This window comes from Deinococcus sp. YIM 77859 (assembly GCF_000745175.1).
Taxonomy (GTDB): Bacteria; Deinococcota; Deinococci; order Deinococcales; family Deinococcaceae; genus Deinococcus.
The window spans coordinates 1,226,516-1,243,275 of record NZ_JQNI01000002.1 but is presented as its reverse complement, the minus strand read 5'-3'; the positions used below and the strand labels follow the sequence as shown (position 1 = coordinate 1,243,275).

The window sequence follows — 16,760 nt, the reverse complement described above, 5'->3', positions numbered from 1 at the left end:
CCTCCATTGACACGGTGTCAGGTTGCTCATGCAAAACGCATGGAGACCTGTCACAATAGGAAAGTTGCGCTTCCAGGCGCACTTGTACCCAGTTCACGCTCTGACCGGAGCCGCCCACAGCCGCTCCTGGTTTTCCCGGAGGATAGCGCATGTTTAATCCCCCTACTCTGGAAGATCTGCAAGAAACTCGGCGCGCCAACGAGAAGCTGGTGCTCAAGGCGCTGGAAAGCAAGCCCGAATGGGTTGAAACCGAACTCGCCAAGACGACCGGCCTGGCCCTCTCGCACCTGCGCGCCGCGTTGGCCAGTCTGCTCGATCAAGGCCGGGTGCGCCGTCTGCCCGGCACGGGGACCCGTGCGGTGTACGGCCTCGCTGATCCTGGCCTGGCCGACGTGCCCGCAACCCCCCTCACTGAGGATGCCAAGCGGGTGCGCGACTACCTCGAAGGCCGTGCGGACAGTGCCCTGTACATGAGTGAGCAGCTGCGTATGAGCCGTGAGGACGTGATGAAGGCGCTCTCGCTGCTCAATGCCCACGGCATGATCACCTGCACCTTTGTGGGCAGCCTGGTGATTTTCCGCCTCAAGGAGACGCAGGCCATCGGACAAGAGCAGGCGCCCGCGCAGAGCGGCAAGAAGAAGCAGGTCGCGTAGGTTCTCTCGCCCAACCCAGCCCCCACCGTGGGGGCTTTTTTCGTTACCTGACCCGCTGACCGGCTCCTTACACCCCCTCTGCTATCCTGAGCTTCATGAAGCTGGTTCTCGCCGTGATTCAGGATGCTGACGCCGCAGGCCTGGTGCGCGTGCTGTCGGAAAACGCCTTTGAGGTCACCAAGCTCGCCAGCACCGGCGGCTTTCTGCGCGAGGGCAACACGACCCTGATGATCGGTGTCGCGGACGATCGCCTCGCCGAACTCAAGCGCCACGTCCAGCAGACCTGCCGCACCCGCACCCGGTTGGTCACCCCCAACATTCCGTTGGGTGAGCAGGGCGAGGGGTTGAGTGCCGATCCCGTTGAGGTGGCGGTGGGTGGAGCCGTGATGTTCGTGCTGGGCGTGCAGGAATTCGTGAAGGTCTGACCCCTGGAGGGGAGCCGCGCTTCGCAGCTTCCCCAAGCTGGGGCAGCCCCTGCCCCCTCACTTCGTGTCGTACCAGTTCGGTCCAATACCGACCTCGACCGCGAGGGGCACGCTGAGCTGAGCTGCCCCCTCCATCACCTCGCGGGTCAGGGCCGCTACGCGGTCGGCCTCTTCCTCCGGCGCCTCGATCAAGAGTTCGTCATGGACCTGTAGCAGGAGGTGGGCGCCCCGCGCTGCCAACTCGTGGTCCAGGCGCACCATCGCGATCTTGATGATGTCGGCGGCGGTGCCCTGGACGGGCATGTTGTACGCCAGCCGCTCGCCCGCCTCGCGTACCGTGCGGTTTTGCGCCTTGAGTTCCGGCACGTAGCGGCGGCGACCGTAGAGCGTTTCGACGTAGCCGCGTTCGCGCCCAAAGGCGAGCGTCTGCTCGATGTACCGGCGAATCCCGGGATACGTGTTGAAATACGTCTCGATAAAACCCGCCGCCTCGGTGTAGGGAATGCCCAATTCATTGGACAGGCGGTGGGCGCTCATGCCGTAGAGCACGCCAAAATTGACCGTCTTCGCGGCGCGGCGCTGCTGGGGCGTGATCTGCGCCTCTTCCTGCCCCAGCACCTGCGCGGCGGTGCGGCGGTGAATGTCCGCACCCTCGCGAAACGCCTGCTGCATCAGCTCGTCGCCCGTCATGTGCGCGAGCAGCCGCAGCTCGATCTGTGAGTAGTCGGCGCTGATCAGGCAAAACCCCTCCTCCGCGATAAAGCCCTTGCGGATCTCGCGGCCCAGGTCCGAACGGATGGGGATGTTTTGGAGGTTGGGGTTGAGACTGCTCAGGCGGCCGGTGGCGGCGGTCGTCTGGCTGAAGGTGGTGTGCAGGCGGCCGGTACGGGGGTTAACCAGGTTGGGCAGCGGCTCCAGGTACGTGCCCCGCAGCTTCTCCAGCTCACGGTACTCCAGCAGCGCGGGGATGATGGGATGCTCGTCCCGCAGCGGTTCCAGGGCCGAGACCGCCGTGCTGCGCTTCCCGGTCAGCTTGGTCTTTTTGCCGCTGGCAAGCCCGAGTTCGTCGAACAGCACCGTTTCGAGCTGGTCGCGGCTGCGAATGGCAAACTCACGCCCCGCCAGGCGGTGAATCTCGGCTTCCAGCATGGCGATGCGGCCCGCTGTGGCTTCCGACAGGCCGCGCAGATAGGCGCTGTCGAGGCGTACCCCGCGCACCTCCATTCGCTTCAGCACCGCCGAGAGCGGCTTTTCTACGTCCTCGTACAGCCGGCGCCGGGCCTCATCGAGCTGAGGGGGCAGGTCTTGCAGCAGCCGGTAGGCGATGGCGGCGCGGGTGGCGGCCTCGTCTGGCCAGGCCGTCCTCAGGTAGCGTTCTGCGACGGCGGGCATGTTCGTGTTCGCCGGGTCGAGCAGGTACGCGACGAGGAGGGGATCATCTCCCGGCTCGACCACGGTGCCCCGCACGCTGAGGTGAGCGGCGAGCGCCTTGGCTCCCGCTGCCGTCACCGTCCGCTGTCCAACGAACTCCGCCTCGCTGACGACGGGAGGAAAGAGGGCCGCACGGCGCTCGGCGGCCTTTTGCTCCCTCTTGCTGAGCTTCTTGGGTGCCTCCTCACCCGCCACGCCCATCAGCGGGAGCTCCTGGACGGCGCTTCCTTCTGCACGCTCCTCGACCGGGGCGACCCGCGCGACCTTTCCGTCGAATGTCGCCGCCGCGGTCAGATCGGCGGTCAGGTCGTCCTCGCGCGACAGGACGTAGCCCCAGGTCACGCCTTCCGCGGGCGTCTGCCACTCGGCGATGGGTGGCGGTCCGAAATCCGCTGGAGGGGCCTCTTCCGGGGCTGGTGCCCCCCGGCTCAGGCCCAGCACCTCCCGCTTGACCGAGGCGAGTTCGAGCTCGTCGAGCAGGGCGGCCAGCCGTTCCGGGTCGCCCGCGCCGCGCGGCACTCCCAGCTCCACCTTGAGGGGCAGGTCAGTCACCATCCGCGACAGCTCACGGCTGAACAGCACCTCCTGTTCGGCGGCCAGCAGCTTCTCGCGGGTTCCTTTCGGCTGTAACGTGCCTGCTTTGGCTGCAGCGAGCACGGCGTCCAGCGTGCCGTACTCCTGCAGGAGTTTGGCCGCCGTCTTGGGGCCGATGCCCTTGGCACCGGGAATGTTGTCGCTGGCGTCACCGGTCAGGGCCCGGTAGTCCACCCACTGCCCCACCGTCACGCCGTACTTCTCCCTCACCTCGTCGGGGCCGACCAGGGAGAAGTCGCTACTCAGCACGCGCACATGGTCGTCGAGGAGCTGGTAGGCATCGCGGTCGCTGGTCACGATACGGACCTCGTAGCCCCGGCCCTCGGCGAGCTTGGTGACCGTGGCGATCACGTCATCGGCTTCAAAGCCGGGTTCCTCCAGCCGGGGCAGGCCCAGAGCGTCCACGATGGCCCGAATTCGGTCGATCTGGCCCGGCAGGTCGCTCGGCGTCTCGGCGCGGCCCGACTTGTACCCGTCATACTGCTCGTGGCGAAAGGTCTTGACCGGCGGGTCAAACACCACGATCACCTGGTTGGATGCCTGGCGCATCAGCCGCAGGGTCAGCCGCAAGAACCCCAGCACCGCGTGCGTCGCCTCGCCCCGGCTGTTGTGGAGCGGTGGAAGCGCGAAGTAGGAACGGTACGCCAGCGCGTGCCCGTCGATCAGCACCAGCGTGTTAGGCGAGGCGGCAGTCATGCGGGCATTCTACTGTGGGCGTAACGCTCCGCCGGGAAAGGACTCGCGGTCTTCAGTGGGTGGGGTCGGTGATGCCCTCGGGCGTGATCAGACGCTCCCGGATCTCCATCCCGCCTTCTTGCGCAGCGGTCTGGGGAATGCTGTAGGTGTCGGCTGCCCCGTAGTTCACGCTGTAGCCTAGGTCAGCGAGTGCCCCCAGCGTCATCCTGCTCAGCGGCATCGTGCCCCGCTGGGCAAAGCCGGTCATCAGCTCCGACTGAAAGACCGATTCCTTCCAGTGCCCGCACTTCGTGCCCGTCCCGTACCCGTCCTCGACCGGCACGCCCGCCGCCTGCCCTCCCAGGTTCCGGTACTCGCGTAGGCCATTCGTGCCGCTGTACTGCACCTTTGTCGCGCTGACGCAGGAGCTGGCATTCGCGTTGAGAAACTCGTCCCACAGCGTTCCGATGCCCAGCACGTGGCCCATCTCGTGCAGGATGACGCCCTGAAGGCTGCCGTTCGCCTCCATGCTGGCCAGGTCGGCGGCATCAAACTGCATCTCGCCCCACAGCGGGAGGGAGGTGCCGCTGCGAACCTGCCGCGGCCCCGCCTGCCCCAGCACCTGGCCCGGGCCGTCGATCGTCACGCCGCTGGCCACGATCGCCACGTCGTCCACCGTGACGGTCTGGCCGGTGGAGAGGCGGACATTGGCCACGTCCGGCAGTCCAGCGGCAATCACCCGTGACCAGCGGCTGGCGGCGGCAGTGAAGGCGGCCTGCTGCTCCGCCGTGAGCATGCTGTTGGCTGGAAAGATCACGGTGATGTTGAAGGCGTCTGCAGTCGGTGTGGGGGTGGGTGGAGCGGCCGGAGGGGTGACGGTCACACTGAGGCTGGCCTTTTGGGACGTGTCCTGCACGCTGGTGGCCGTGATGATGGCGCTGCCCGCCGCCACACCGGTCACGCGTCCCACGCTATCCACCCGGGCAATCCCACTGTGACTGCTGCTCCAGGTGACGGCCTGACTGACGCTGCCGCTGCCCTGGACGGTCGCAGTCACGGTTTGGCTGCTTCCCGCGGTGAGGCTCAGGCTTTTCGCGCTCAGGGTCACGGCGGTGACGGCTGGGGCCGGGGCCGTGCCGGCGAACACGGTCACCTTCAGCTCAGCCGAGCGGCCGCCGGAAGACCCACGGACATAGGCGGTGCCCGCCGAGACACCGGTGACCATGAACCGGCCGTCCGTGCTCGAGACGACGCTCGCAACCGCCGGATGGCTGCTCGTCCAGGTCGCTCCGGCCGTATAGGTGCCGCTGACGCGCTCACCCACAGCCAGGCTGAGGTTGTACCCGTCATAGCGGTAGGTGGCCGTCGTGGCGGGGGTGAGGGTGAGCTCGCTGCTGGTTTCCTCTCGGGGGGCAGTGCCGCATGCCACGAGGCCCAGGGTCAGGGCCAGGCAGAGGCCAAAAAGAGGGGTATGGTGGGGCATGAAACTCTCAAGGAGAAGAAGGAAGAGGCTCGAAGGGGGAACAGGAGGCTATATCGTGAAGATAGGATGAAGCTGCCCGCCGATTATAAGGGATTCATTAGGAAGATGATCTAATCCTCATGAAGTTGCAGAAAAACCGCACGGTTCCACAGGGGCACTGTGCGGTTTTTCACGTGAATTTCGCTCGTTTTTCTTCCTTCTCCCGGCGCGAGGGCGGACTCATGCTGTCCTGTGCGCTTTTCCTAGTCGTGCCCCAGAGTACACATTTTTCTCATTCTTTGGGCTGGAAGAGGGAAGGGGAGAGCGGCTAAATGAGAAAGGTGAGGAGGGGAACAGGTCCCCGTGCTCGCGAGTGGGCCAGGCGCGTCGCTCCCCGGAGCGGGGTTTAGGCACCCACCCGGCCCCGTTCCTCTACCACCTGGGCGAGGTGTTGGGCCACCTCATGAATCTCGGCCTCGTCGGGGCCTTCGACCATCACCCGAATCAGGTTCTCGGTGCCGCTTGGGCGCAGGTTCACCCGGCCACGGCCCCGCAGGCGGGCTTCTGCCTGCCGCACCGCCAGCTGCACGGCCTCGTCACGGGCAATGGCCTTTTTGTCGCCCACCCGCACGTTGACCAGGGTCTGCGGAAACATCACCAGCTCGTCGAAGAGGGCGTCGAGGGTGGTGCCGAGCTGCTGCATCGCCCGCAGGGTCAGCAGGGCGGTGAGGACACCGTCGCCCGTCGGGCTCTTGTCGAGGAAGAGGATGTGACCGCTCTGCTCGCCGCCCAGGGTGAGGGCCTGCTGCTGCAGACGCTCGTGTACGTACCGGTCGCCGACGGCGGTGCGTTCCAGCGGAATGCCTGCCTCGCGCAGCTTCACCTCCAGCGCCATATTCGCCATGAGGGTGGTCACCACCGCACGGTCTCCCCGAGCGCGGGCGTTGAGCAGAAGCATGTGGTCACCGTGCACGACGTTGCCGCGCGAGTCTACGAAGAGGGCCCGGTCGGCGTCGCCGTCAAAGGCCACACCCAGGTCGTAGTCTCCCTCGCGCACGATCCGTTGCAGATGCTCCAGGTGCGTGCTGCCACAGCCCCGGTTGATGTTCCGTCCGTCTGGTGTGGTGTACACCGCGAACACGTCCGCTCCTGCGGCCTGAAAGACCTTGGGGCCCACTCGGTAGGCCGCGCCGTTCGCGCAGTCCATCGCCACCTTCAGCCCACTCAGGTCCGGAGCCTGCTCGAGCAGAAACTGCACGTACAGGCGCTCGGCCTCGGTGTAGTTGGTCACCGACCCCAGCTTCACCCCGGTCACCGGAGCACGCTGGGCCGCGTCTTCAAGGGCCGCCTCGATCTCCAGTTCGGTGGCGTCGCTGAGTTTCTGGCCGTCCCGCCCGAAGAACTTGATGCCGTTGTCCTCGTAGGGGTTGTGCGAGGCGCTGATCACCACACCCGCATTCGCCCCCAGGTGCCGCGTGAGATAACTGACCCCCGGGGTGGGGAGGACACCCAGGTGAATCACGGTCACCCCCCGGCTGGTCAGACCCGCCGCCAGAGCGGCTTCCAGCATGTCACCGCTCTGGCGCGTGTCCTTGCCGATCACCACGCTGGGCCGGTCGTGTTCCCGTTTCAGGACCTCGGCCGCCGCTGCCCCGAGCTGCATCACCCACCCGGCGGTGAGCGGAAACTCGCCTGCGACCGCGCGGACGCCGTCCGTCCCGAAATACTTCCGTTCGCTCATGACCTCGCCATCATACCCCCGGGCGTCCGGTGGGCAGGACCTCTTCCCGTCCGGGAACCCGCTGGCCCCGGCTCGCGTACCCTGAGGCATGAGCGGCTTTTCTGGAGGGTCTTTCTCGTTCGGTCATAGCCATAGCCACGGGCACCGGGGGTACGGATACCGGGGGCACAGCCACAGCAGCGGTCACGGGGCCGGGTTTCTGGGCGGCGTGCTGGGGCACAGCAGCGGTCACCGTGGTCACTACAGCCGCGGCGGTCACTACCGGCAGGTGGCCCGGTCACGGCGGATGGGCTGCCTGGGGGCCTTGTTGATCGGGGCCGCGCTCGCGGGCGGTTCGGCTGCCGTGTTCTCCCTGATCGCTTGAGGCCGGGCTGGCTCGCGGGCGGCCCCGCCGTCAGCTCACGGTTCTGGCCGCCCGAGCTGCGCCGCGCCTTTCCTGGGCCCCGCCGTCGCCTGGAAGCGTGGGTGGGAGAGGGGGCCGCCTTTGCCCGCTACGCTACCGCCCATGGCCCCCTCTTCCTGAAGTACCTCCCGGCGGGTTGGCGGGACGAGCGGGCCTACCACCGGTTGGCGCGGGAGGCGGCCTACCTGCGCGATCTCGCGCCCCGCTCGCCGGTGCCGCACGCCCCGCTGCTGCATGCTGCGCTTGACCCTGTTCGCTGGCGCGCGCACCTGGTGACGCGGGACCTGACGGACACGACGACCGGTTGGGGTGCGTTCCAGACGGATCAGCAGCGTGAGACGGCCCTGCTGGAGGTCGTGCGGCTGCTCGCCCGCCACCACGCCTTTTGGTATGGCCGCTCGGAACTCACGGGCGAGTGGGGCTGGGACGCGGGGCGGGTGCTTCGCCGGGCAGAGCGCGTGACTCCTGCCCCCGACTGGACACCGGGGGAGGTCGCCGCGGTGCGCGGGGCTGTCCGAGCTCTTCCCACCCTGCTCGGAGCCGTGCGGGGCGTGACCCTCGCCCATGGGGACATTCACGCTGGGCAGGTGCTGTGGCCGCTGGGGGGCGGCTTTCCCATCCTCATCGACTACGGGCAGGCCCACGCGGCACCCCTGGGCGAGGACCTGGCCCACCTGCTGTACGTGCGCCTAGACGCCCAGGACCGCGCCCGCCTTGGCCCCGCCCTACGGGAGGCGTACCGCGAAGAACTGGCCGCTCGGGGTCAGACCCTTACTCCCGCTGGGCTCGCTGCCGAGGAACGTGCGGGGCTGGCCCTGAATGTGCTCACGACGGCGCGGCAGGTCGGGCGCGAGGGGACAAGCGGCGTGCGGGACGCGCTGCGGCGGGTGGCTCAGGCGTGGAGGGAGGAAGAAATCAGCCGTTAGCCGTTGCCGGTCTAGCCCTCAACGGCCGGCACGCTCCAGTTCTGCGGCCAGCCCTTGGCGCAGCTGGCCACCTTCACGGCTCCCGCGCCAATTCCATGCTGGGCACCCCCGGTGACACCCAGGGATTCGCGCGCAGCAGGAACCGCCAGGGGAGCGTGCGGCCTTCCTTGAGGCCAACCCGGGCCGTGATGGCGACCGCCTCGTCGGGCAGGGGGGCGGCGGGGGCCAGGAGGTGCAGGGCCGGACTGTCCACCCGTGTGCCCGCCACTTCCGCCGGGTTGAGACCCAGCGCGTAGACGAGCTTGGCCGGGCCACTCGTCAGGTCACGTTCACGGGTCACCGGGCGGTGCACGAGCATGGTGCTCAGGCCCGTCAGGGGTTCCAGCGCGCGGATCAGGATGCTCGCCGGAATGCCTTCTTCTCGGCAGGACACCTGGAGGAGGGGGTGCCCGTGCGCCATCCAGAAGAGCCAGTGGCCCGGCGCGATCTTCATGGCTGCGGTGCGGGCAGCGTGAAAGCGGCCGGCGGCACAGGCCGGGTCGCGCGGGCAGTCGTAGGCTTCGGCCTCCACCACCCGGCCCGACAGCACCTCGCCGCCGGGGAGGACACGGACCAGCGTGCTCCCCAGGACTTCCCGGGCCACACGCACGGGATCACGGCCGAAGAAGCTGGGGGGAAGGAGGGCAGACATGGAGGTTAGTGGGAACGCCGACGGTCCACGACAAGCCAGACCAGGAGGCCGATCAACACCAGCGAAAACCCGGCATCCCAGCGGTCTACGGGGCGGCCCAGCGTGAGGTCGGAGACGAGCCCCGCCGTTTCCCGGAGCCACAGAGCCACGCCGTACACGACCCAGGTCACAGTCCTGTCCTGGCCCCGGCGGCCCGCTCTCCACCACCCCACCCAGCCGAACAGCAGGACGGGCAGGGTCAGCAGAAACAGGGCCTGTCCCGCTGCACTGAACTCGGGGAGGTCGTCCAGGTCCAGCAGCAGCGAGAAGGTCGCCAGCGCCAGCACCAGGGCGCTCAGGTTGGAGTTCCCTCGCCGCGCGTCCTGCCGGTTCGTGTCGTTGCTCGGCCCCAGGGACCGCTGCTCACTCATGCCTCAGGGTACGGCCCCGGGCTGCAAGAGGTTCCCCTCGTAAATCCGCCGGATGGTGGCCTCGATGTCCGGTTCGCGTACGGTGATGTCCCGCACCGGCGCATGGGCGGTAGCGAGGGCGATGGGCTGCGCCGCCGCGCCGGTGAAGGCATAGGTGACGCGGGGGCCCTCTACACTCACGAGGTCCAGGCCGGGCACCCGGGGGTTGGCGGGCGGAACCTCAAAGTCCACCACAAGCTGACGCGCACTGCCGAAGCGGGTCTGAAGGGCGGGCAGGGTGCCGTCATACAGCAGCGCCCCACGGTCGATGATCATCACCCGCCGGGCCAGGCGCTCCACGTCTGTCAGGTCGTGGGTGGTGAGCAGCACGGTCACCTCCCGCGTGCGGTTGACGTGCCGCACGAACTCGCGAATGCGTTCCTTGGCCACCACGTCCAGACCCACGGTCGGCTCGTCCAGAAACAGGAGGTCGGGGTCGTGCAGCATCGCCGCCGCCAGGTCTGCCCGCATCCGCTGCCCCAGCGAAAGAGCGCGGGCCGGAGTGCCTAAAAAGGGCCCCAACTCCAGCAGTTCGCTCAGTGTCCGGAGGTTCTCCCGGAAGCGAGCGGGGGGAACGCGGTACACGTCGCGCAGGAGGTCCAGTGAGTCGCGCACGGGCAGGTCCCACCACAGCGTCGTCCTTTGCCCAAAGACCGCGCCCAGCCGCGCCACGTGCCGCCGCCGGTCCCGCCAGGGGACCCGCCCCGCCACCTCCACCCGCCCCGAGGTCGGCACCAGCAGTCCGGTCAGCACCTTGATGGTCGTGCTTTTTCCCGCGCCGTTCGGTCCCAGGTACCCCACCACCTCTCCCCGCTCGACACGGAAACTCACGTCCCGCACGGCCTCGACGGTTCGCCGCGTGCCGCGCAGCAACCCACCGCTGCGGGTCTGAAAGGATTTGCGGAGGTGTTCGACTTCGATCATGGCAACTCCTTTACGAGCCCGTTCCGTGGTACCGCCGCACCCCCACCCGCCAGAAGGCGAAAGCGGCGGCCAGCATCAGGGAGCCAAGGACGGGGGAGAGGAACGCGGCCCAACTGGGCAGGCCGTCTGGAAGGGGCCGTCCCAGGACGTGCAGGACGGGAAAGGCACTCAGGAACGCGGCGGGAACCAGGTACGTGAAGACGCGGCGCAGCCAGGTCGCGTAGATGTCCATGGGAAAGGAGATCAGCGTACGGCTGCCGTAGGTGAGGACATTCATGGCCTCGACGCTCTCCACCGTCCAAAAGGTCAGGGTGCCACCCACCACGAAGAGCCCCCCAAAAAAGGCGATCATGCCCAACACGCTGCCCGCGAGCAGGAGCGTCTTCTCTAGGCTCCACGTCACGTCCACCCTCAAGACGCCGTACGCGACGATCCCCGCCGCGAGCAGGACCCGGGTGAGGCGGCGCAGGGCGAAATCCGACCCGAACACCTGCACCGGGAGTGGAACGGGCCGCAGCAGGAACGTGCTGAAGCTGCCGCTGCGGACATGTGCCCCCAGGTTCGGCGCGTCGAAGCCGCCAAACAGGACGTCCATCAGCACGAACGCGAGTTCTGCCAGGCCGTACAGCAGCGCCACCTCGCCCAATGTCCAGCCGTGCAGGCTGCCGAAGCGGGGCAGCACCAGCGCAAAGGCTGCGAACTCCGCCGCCGTCACCAGGGCGGCCGCGAGAGCGTCGAGCACAAAGGCGGTGGGCGAGGCGAGCTGCGAACGCGCCTGTGCCTCCAGCAGACGGAAATAAAGATGAAGCAGGCGAACGGCCGGGAGCAGTGGGCCTCCTGCTCTTCGCCTATCCACCGGCCACCTCCAGCCGCCGCAGGCCGCGGGCCAGCACGAACTGCGCGAGTCCCAGCAGGGCGACGGTCCAGGCAGCCTGAACACCCAGCACGCGTAGGGCCTCCTCGCCCCGCTTGACACCCAGCCACAGTTCCACCGGGCTATTCAGCATGCTGGGAAAGGGGGTCCAGGCGAGGAGGAACTGGAACCACGGCGGAAAAAAGGCCAGCGGCATCAGAAAGCCGCAGGCGAGGCCCAGCAGCGCCCAGGCAAAGCGGCCGATGCCCACCGCGTCGGGCGTCCAGAACGCCGCACAGTTCACCAGGAAGCGGAAGGCAAACCCGCACGCCCAGGCGAGCCCCACGCTGAGTGCCGTCAAGGTCCACCCCTCTACTCCCTGGGGAAGCTTGAGGCCCCAGAGCAGGGCATACAGGGCCAGGATCGTCACGCCCCGCAGCAGAAACTGTGCGGCGGCCCGGCCAGCGTCCTGGGCGAGCCAGAACCCCAGGAAACTGTGCGGGCGCAGCAGCTCGGTCGCAACCTCGCCCCGCTGAACGCTCCGCATCAGGTCGTACCACCCAAAGAGGCTATAGGCCATCAGAAATGCCTGCGTCAGGCCCGTGTACGTGACGGCGTCCTGTGGCGTGTAGCCCGCCACCTGCGGGTTGAGACCGAAGAGGGCGAGCAGCACCGCCAGCCGCAACGCGCCGAAAAACAGGTTGGTCGTGAGGCCCCAAAACGTCGCCGCCGGGTACGCGAACTGCCGCCGGAAACTCAGCCGGGCCGCGCTCAGATACGGGCGGACGTGTCCTCTCCCCGCCTGCCTCATCCCGACGTGCTCTGACTCCAGAACACCCGGGAGAGCACCCTAGGGTCTGCCTTCAAACTTCCTTCGGTGGGGTTGGTCTGCGACTCACCGCAAGCTCGTATCAGAGGTGCTGCGTTCAAGGTTCCTCCCCTCTCCAGTTGCCGAACCGGGAATGCGGAGGATAAGGGTCGTGCTCTGGGGAGCACATGCGCCGGATGGCGGAGGAGCAAACGTCAGGGAAGCCTCAATGCCTTCCGCTCCGCGGCTCACCGGGCTTGGGTACGTTGGGCGTGAAGTTTTGCTTTCCCCCAGGAGGAACGCACCATGATGGATATCTTGAACACGCTGGGCGGGCTGGGACAGGCGCAACAGACAGTCAGCCGTCAGCTTGGAACCTCGCCCCAACAGACGGAAGCTGCCCTGGAAGCGGCGCTGCCGCTGCTGCTCGGTGCGATGACCCGCAACGCTCAGGACCCCGCGGGGGCGCAGGCTCTGTCGGGCGCCCTGGACGAGCACGACGGGCGTGCCCTGGACCTGTTTGGGCAGGGGCAGACGCCGGACCTGGGAGAAGGCCGCAAGATCCTGGGGCACGTGTTTGGGAGCCAGCAGCAGGCCGCTGCGAACGCCGTGAGCCGCCGTGCCGGAATCGATCCGCAGCTTGCCATGCAGCTTCTCTCCATGCTTGCTCCGCTTGTGCTCGCGTACCTCAGCCGCCGCCGTCAGGGCCAGATGGGCGGCAGCTGGGGTGGTCAGACCGGAGGAACAGGCGGAATTGACCTGGGCGGCCTGCTTGGCGGTCTGTTGGGGGGGATGCCGCCGCAACCGCAGGGGGGTGTGCTGGGCGGCGGGCCCGTGATTCCCGGCTACACCCACCCACCGGCCCAACAGCCCCTGGGGCATCCCGGACACCACGGGACAGGTCAGATGGGCCAGATGGGGAACCTAGGCGGGATGATCGGCACCCTCAACAGCGTCCTTGACCGCGACGGTGACGGGAATGCCCTGGATGACCTGATCGGCATGTTCGGCGGGCGGCGGCGGTAGGAAACGCCGGTCAGGCTGTTTCCGCTGCGGCTTCCAGCTTCTCGCGCGAGTAGGGTTGGTAGCCCTTGGGGGTCCCGGTCCGCGTCTCGTCGAAGAGGCTGGTTGTCAGGTAGCGGGTGCCGGTGTCCACCGCGATGGTCGCCACCCGCCGTCCGGGGCCGAGGCGGCGAGCGACGGCGAGCGCGGCCCAGATCATGGCGCCGCTGCTCATGCCCACAAAGATGCCTTCCTCACGGGCGAGGCGGCGGGCGAGGGGATAGGCATCCTCCTCCCAGACGGGAATCACCTCGTCAATCACCGAGCGGTCGAGGTTCTCGGGGATAAAGCCCGGCCCCATGCCCTGAAAGCCGTGTTCGCCGCGCTCACCGCCCGAGAGGACGTTGCTGCGAGCAGGTTCCACCGCAATCACCCGCACAGCGGGATTCTGCCGCTTTAAAAAGCGGCCCACGCCGCTGATGGTGCCGCCGGTCCCGGACCCGTACACAAACGCGTCCAGGCGTCCTTCCATCTGCTTCCACAACTCAGGACCGGTGGTGCGCTCGTGCATGGCGGGATTGGCGGGATTGGTGAACTGGCCCAGCAGGACGGCGCCCTCTTCCCGCGCGATGCGCTCGGCCTCCTCGATGGCCGCGAGCATCCGCTGCTCGGGATCGGTGAGGACCAGCTGGGCGCCGTAGGCCGTCAGGGTGCGTTTGCGTTCCTCGCTCATCTGGGCCGGCATGCACAGGATCAGCCGGTAGCCTTTTGCCGCGGCGATCTGCGCCAGCCCAATGCCGGTGTTCCCGCTGGTCGGCTCCACGATGGTGCTGCCGGGCTTCAGCAGGCCGCGGCGCTCGGCGTCCTCGATCAGCCCCAGCGCGGTGCGGTCCTTGATGCTGCCTCCCGGATTCAGGCCCTCCAGCTTGACAAACACGTCCGCCATTCCCGGCTCGACCACCCGACGAAGCTGCACCAGGGGCGTGTTGCCTACAAGCGCGTCAATCATACTTTGAAGTGTAAAGCGGTGCGGCCTCCAGCACTGCAACCGGTCCTAGAATGCCGAGCGTGCGTGCCGCCCTGATCGCTGACATTCACGGCAATGCCGACGCCCTGCGGGCAGTGTTGGCCGATGCGGAGGCACAGGGCGCAGAACGCGTCATCGTGAATGGGGACGTGGTCAACCGGGGGCCGGACTCCGTAGAGGCGCTTGCCCTGCTGCTCGCGCGGGAGGGCGTGACGTTCACGCTGGGAAACCACGACGACCTGGTGCGGTTGTGGCACAGCCGCAGCGACGCGCTGCCCAGGAGCTGGTTCACCGACCCCTTTTGGGGCGCGACCGCCTGGAGCGCCGAGGAGCTTGACCGTGCGGGCCTGTTGCACGTCCCGGCAACCTGGCCCACGACGGTGACGCTCGCCGTTCCTGGCCTGCCGGAAGTGCGCGTCGCCCACGGCACCCCTGCCCATTACCGCGAGGGCCTCAGCGAGCGCACCCCGCCGGAACGGGTCGCGGAACTGGCGGGTGAAGCGGGCGTGCTTGTTGGCTCGCACATTCACCGTCCGGCTCAGGCGACCCGAAACGGCGTGCTGGTGCTGAATACCGGTGCCGTCGGTGCACCTGCCAACGGCGACCCGCGCGCCCAGTACCTGTTGCTGACGGCGACACCGGGAGGGTGGGTGCCCGAGTTCCGGGCTGTGCCCTACGACCGTACAGGTGTGCTGAAGCGTTTTGAGACCAGCGGGCTACTGGAGACGGGCCTCAGCGCTGAGATCTTCCGTGACGAGCTTCGCACGGCCCGCAGCCTCTACACGCCCTACTGGCTGTGGACCGAAACCCACGGCTATCCCCGCGACGCTCGTACTTGGGCGGCCTTTTTGCAGCAGCACCCACCGCAACCCGCTTGAACAAACCGCCCGCGCGAAGCGGACGGCTTGCCAGAAGGAAGAGTGGGTGTTTAGCGAGCGGGCGGCAGCAGCACGGTATCGATCACGTACACCGCGCCGTTGCTGGGCGTGTTGATCGCCTCGCTCACGTTGGCGCTCCCCACCACCTGCGTGCTGCCGTTGCGGCTTAGGGGGAGCGTTCCGCTCTCCAGCGAGGTGAGTTGTGTGCCCGCCGCGAGTTGCTCGGGCGTCTGACGGCCCTGAACCACGTGATACAGCAGCACCGCGCGCAGGCGGGCGGGATCGGCGGTGATCGCCGCGAGGTCGGTGGCGGGCAGCTTGGCAAACGCCTCGTTCGTCGGGGCGAAGATGGTGAATTCGCCACTGGCCAGCTGATCGGCCAGCCCCGCCTGCCGAATCAGCCCGGCGAGCGTGGTGAAGCGCGGGTCCGTGGTGATCAGCGTGACGACGGTGTTGCTGCTCGGAGCCGTCCCGGTCGTGGCGGTGCCCGTTGTGGTGGTGCCGGTCGCTGCCGTACTCGTTGGGGCGGTTCCGGTATCGGTCGTCCCCGTCGTCTCGGTGGTCTCGGCGGGTGCGGGGATCGTCAGGCCGGGGGGCAGCAGCACCTGGTTAATCACGTAGATGTTGCCATTGCTGGCCGTGGTGACGTTGTCTGTCACGCTGGCCGGGCCGACCATCTGCATGCTGCCATTCACACTCAGGGTCAGCGTGCCGCCAGCAACCGCGTTGAGGGAGGTGCTCGTGGCGAGCTGTTCGGGGGTGAGGCGGCCCTGGACGAGGTGATAGGAGAGCACCTGCCGCAGCAGCTCGGGGTTGGAGGACAAAACAGCCAGCGTGTCGGCCGGAAGCGCTGCAAACGCCTCGTTGGTGGGCGCAAAGAGGGTGTATTCGCCGCTGAGGAGGGTCTCGGTCAGCCCCGCGTCGCTGAGCAGGTCGAGCAGGGTGCTGAAGCGGTCGTCGGCGACGATCACGTCGTAGAGCGTGTTCGAGTCGGTCGCCGCGCTCTCGGTTTCGGTGGTCGTGGTGTCCGAGCCCGTCGCCGTGGTGTCGGTGGTCGTCTCAGTGGTCGTTTCGGTGGTCGTCGTCTCGGTCGTGGTGGTGGTCTCGGTGGTTGTGGTGGTGGCCGTGTCCGTTGTGGTGGTGCCGCTTGGGTTGACGGTCGCCCCGCTGAGCGGCAGGGCGGGGATCTTGGTGACGTCAAAGGCGGTGGCTGGCGCGGCGGGCGTGCTCGCTGCCGGAGCCGCCGGGGCCGCCGGCGTGCTCGGTGCTGGGGCTGGAGTGGCCGCCTGCGTACCGGCCAGCACGGGGGGCAGCAGGACGGTATCGATCACGTGAATCACGCCGTTACAGGCCGGCACATCCGCACGGGTCACCGTGGCGTTGTTGACCCGCACGCGGCCATTGGCGCTGCTGATCGCGACGTTTGCCCCCTGAGCTGTCTTGATGCTCCTCAGGCTCGCGACCTGGGCCCCGCTGACCTTGCCGGGCAGCACGTGGTACAGCAGCACGCTTCCGAGCAGGTCTGGGTCGTTCAGCACCGTGGCCAGGGTATCGCTGGGCAGCTTGGCAAAGGCCGCGTTGGTCGGGGCAAAAACCGTGTACTGCCCGGTCATCAGCGTCTGATTCAGCCCCGCCGCCTCGATGGCGGTGCGCAGGGTGCTGAACTGCGGATCGCTCATCACGATCTGGGCGATGCTCTGGCAGGCCGCAGGGGTGGCGGGCCGCGTGACGGGCGCACCGGCCCCGCCGGCCAGGGCAGGTGTGGCGAGCAACAGGCTGAGCGTGATCAGGCTGGTCTGCTTGTTCATGGGTTCACCT

Annotated in this window: 16 protein-coding genes; 6 read left to right on the top strand and 10 right to left on the bottom strand. The window is 67.8% G+C overall.

Annotated features, from left to right (window positions below):
• Positions 1-149: 149 nt before the first annotated feature.
• Together EI73_RS06175 and EI73_RS06170 are read left to right on the top strand one after the other, a co-directional pair.
• Complete coding sequence (locus EI73_RS06175; protein ID WP_034385163.1) at positions 150-653, top strand: transcriptional regulator; 504 nt, start codon at positions 150-152, stop codon at positions 651-653.
• Positions 654-748: 95 nt separating this feature from the next.
• Positions 749-1,078, top strand: coding sequence for a cyclic-di-AMP receptor (locus tag EI73_RS06170; protein ID WP_034385161.1), 330 nt, complete (start codon positions 749-751; stop codon positions 1,076-1,078).
• 57 nt (positions 1,079-1,135) lie between these two features.
• On the opposite strand, the gene polA is transcribed toward EI73_RS06170, so the two are convergent.
• The 3 genes from polA to glmM form a co-directional block, all read right to left on the bottom strand.
• Positions 1,136-3,799, bottom strand: coding sequence for a DNA polymerase I (gene polA, locus EI73_RS06165; protein ID WP_034385160.1), 2,664 nt, complete (start codon positions 3,797-3,799; stop codon positions 1,136-1,138).
• A 52-nt stretch (positions 3,800-3,851) separates the two neighbouring features.
• On the bottom strand, positions 3,852-5,261 hold the full coding sequence (locus EI73_RS15615) for an Ig-like domain-containing protein (RefSeq protein WP_051935431.1): 1,410 nt from the start codon (positions 5,259-5,261) through the stop codon (positions 3,852-3,854).
• 385 nt (positions 5,262-5,646) lie between these two features.
• Positions 5,647-6,981 carry a phosphoglucosamine mutase gene (gene glmM, locus EI73_RS06155; RefSeq protein WP_034385157.1) on the bottom strand — a complete coding sequence of 445 codons (1,335 nt, stop codon included), beginning with the start codon at positions 6,979-6,981 and terminating at the stop codon, positions 5,647-5,649.
• Positions 6,982-7,069: 88 nt separating this feature from the next.
• Between glmM and EI73_RS15870 the strand changes: the two genes are divergently transcribed.
• Complete coding sequence (locus EI73_RS15870; RefSeq protein WP_081908969.1) at positions 7,070-7,345, top strand: hypothetical protein; 276 nt, start codon at positions 7,070-7,072, stop codon at positions 7,343-7,345.
• Positions 7,342-8,310, top strand: coding sequence for a phosphotransferase family protein (locus tag EI73_RS06150; protein ID WP_231557296.1), 969 nt, complete (start codon positions 7,342-7,344; stop codon positions 8,308-8,310). The genes EI73_RS15870 and EI73_RS06150 overlap by 4 nt, the downstream gene beginning before the upstream one ends.
• 73 nt (positions 8,311-8,383) lie before the next feature.
• On the opposite strand, the gene EI73_RS06145 is transcribed toward EI73_RS06150, so the two are convergent.
• From EI73_RS06145 to EI73_RS06125, 5 genes are read right to left on the bottom strand one after another with little or no spacing between them, the layout of a single operon-like run.
• On the bottom strand, positions 8,384-9,001 hold the full coding sequence (locus EI73_RS06145; protein ID WP_034385153.1) for a DNA-3-methyladenine glycosylase: 618 nt from the start codon (positions 8,999-9,001) through the stop codon (positions 8,384-8,386).
• 5 nt (positions 9,002-9,006) lie between these two features.
• On the bottom strand, positions 9,007-9,411 hold the full coding sequence (locus EI73_RS06140; protein WP_034385151.1) for a hypothetical protein: 405 nt from the start codon (positions 9,409-9,411) through the stop codon (positions 9,007-9,009).
• 3 nt (positions 9,412-9,414) lie between these two features.
• Positions 9,415-10,374 (bottom strand): ATP-binding cassette domain-containing protein, encoded by a 960-nt coding sequence (locus tag EI73_RS06135; protein ID WP_034385148.1) that lies wholly within the window; start codon positions 10,372-10,374, stop codon positions 9,415-9,417.
• Between the two features lie 10 nt (positions 10,375-10,384).
• Positions 10,385-11,230 carry an ABC transporter permease gene (locus EI73_RS06130; protein WP_051935430.1) on the bottom strand — a complete coding sequence of 282 codons (846 nt, stop codon included), beginning with the start codon at positions 11,228-11,230 and terminating at the stop codon, positions 10,385-10,387.
• Positions 11,223-12,038 (bottom strand): ABC-2 family transporter protein, encoded by an 816-nt coding sequence (locus EI73_RS06125; protein WP_034385145.1) that lies wholly within the window; start codon positions 12,036-12,038, stop codon positions 11,223-11,225. The genes EI73_RS06130 and EI73_RS06125 overlap by 8 nt, the downstream gene beginning before the upstream one ends.
• A 303-nt stretch (positions 12,039-12,341) precedes the next feature.
• On the opposite strand from EI73_RS06125, the gene EI73_RS06120 reads away from it, so the two are divergent.
• Complete coding sequence (locus EI73_RS06120) at positions 12,342-13,061, top strand: DUF937 domain-containing protein (protein WP_034385143.1); 720 nt, start codon at positions 12,342-12,344, stop codon at positions 13,059-13,061.
• Positions 13,062-13,071: 10 nt separating this feature from the next.
• On the opposite strand, the gene cysK is transcribed toward EI73_RS06120, so the two are convergent.
• Positions 13,072-14,046: a cysteine synthase A gene (gene cysK / locus EI73_RS06115; RefSeq protein WP_034385140.1), complete on the bottom strand. Its 975-nt coding sequence runs from the start codon at positions 14,044-14,046 to the stop codon at positions 13,072-13,074.
• 50 nt (positions 14,047-14,096) lie between these two features.
• Between cysK and EI73_RS06110 the strand changes: the two genes are divergently transcribed.
• Entirely contained in the window at positions 14,097-14,942 is an 846-nt protein-coding gene (locus tag EI73_RS06110) for a metallophosphoesterase (RefSeq protein WP_034385138.1), read from the top strand.
• Between the two features lie 50 nt (positions 14,943-14,992).
• Here EI73_RS06110 and EI73_RS06105 read toward each other — a convergent pair whose 3' ends face one another.
• Positions 14,993-16,750, bottom strand: a complete 1,758-nt coding sequence (locus EI73_RS06105) for a fasciclin domain-containing protein (RefSeq protein ID WP_034385135.1) — start codon at positions 16,748-16,750, stop codon at positions 14,993-14,995.
• Positions 16,751-16,760 lie beyond the last annotated feature (10 nt).

Coding starts and splice junctions, on each gene's coding strand:
- EI73_RS06175 (WP_034385163.1), top strand. CDS start 150: ATGTTTAATCCCCCTACTCTGGAAGATCTGCAAGAAACTCGGCGCGCC.
- EI73_RS06170 (WP_034385161.1), top strand. CDS start 749: ATGAAGCTGGTTCTCGCCGTGATTCAGGATGCTGACGCCGCAGGCCTG.
- polA (WP_034385160.1), bottom strand. CDS start 3,799: ATGACTGCCGCCTCGCCTAACACGCTGGTGCTGATCGACGGGCACGCG.
- EI73_RS15615 (WP_051935431.1), bottom strand. CDS start 5,261: ATGCCCCACCATACCCCTCTTTTTGGCCTCTGCCTGGCCCTGACCCTG.
- glmM (WP_034385157.1), bottom strand. CDS start 6,981: ATGAGCGAACGGAAGTATTTCGGGACGGACGGCGTCCGCGCGGTCGCA.
- EI73_RS15870 (WP_081908969.1), top strand. CDS start 7,070: ATGAGCGGCTTTTCTGGAGGGTCTTTCTCGTTCGGTCATAGCCATAGC.
- EI73_RS06145 (WP_034385153.1), bottom strand. CDS start 9,001: ATGTCTGCCCTCCTTCCCCCCAGCTTCTTCGGCCGTGATCCCGTGCGT.
- EI73_RS06140 (WP_034385151.1), bottom strand. CDS start 9,411: ATGAGTGAGCAGCGGTCCCTGGGGCCGAGCAACGACACGAACCGGCAG.
- EI73_RS06135 (WP_034385148.1), bottom strand. CDS start 10,374: ATGATCGAAGTCGAACACCTCCGCAAATCCTTTCAGACCCGCAGCGGT.
- EI73_RS06125 (WP_034385145.1), bottom strand. CDS start 12,038: ATGAGGCAGGCGGGGAGAGGACACGTCCGCCCGTATCTGAGCGCGGCC.
- EI73_RS06120 (WP_034385143.1), top strand. CDS start 12,342: ATGATGGATATCTTGAACACGCTGGGCGGGCTGGGACAGGCGCAACAG.
- cysK (WP_034385140.1), bottom strand. CDS start 14,046: ATGATTGACGCGCTTGTAGGCAACACGCCCCTGGTGCAGCTTCGTCGG.
- EI73_RS06110 (WP_034385138.1), top strand. CDS start 14,097: ATGCCGAGCGTGCGTGCCGCCCTGATCGCTGACATTCACGGCAATGCC.
- EI73_RS06105 (WP_034385135.1), bottom strand. CDS start 16,750: ATGAACAAGCAGACCAGCCTGATCACGCTCAGCCTGTTGCTCGCCACA.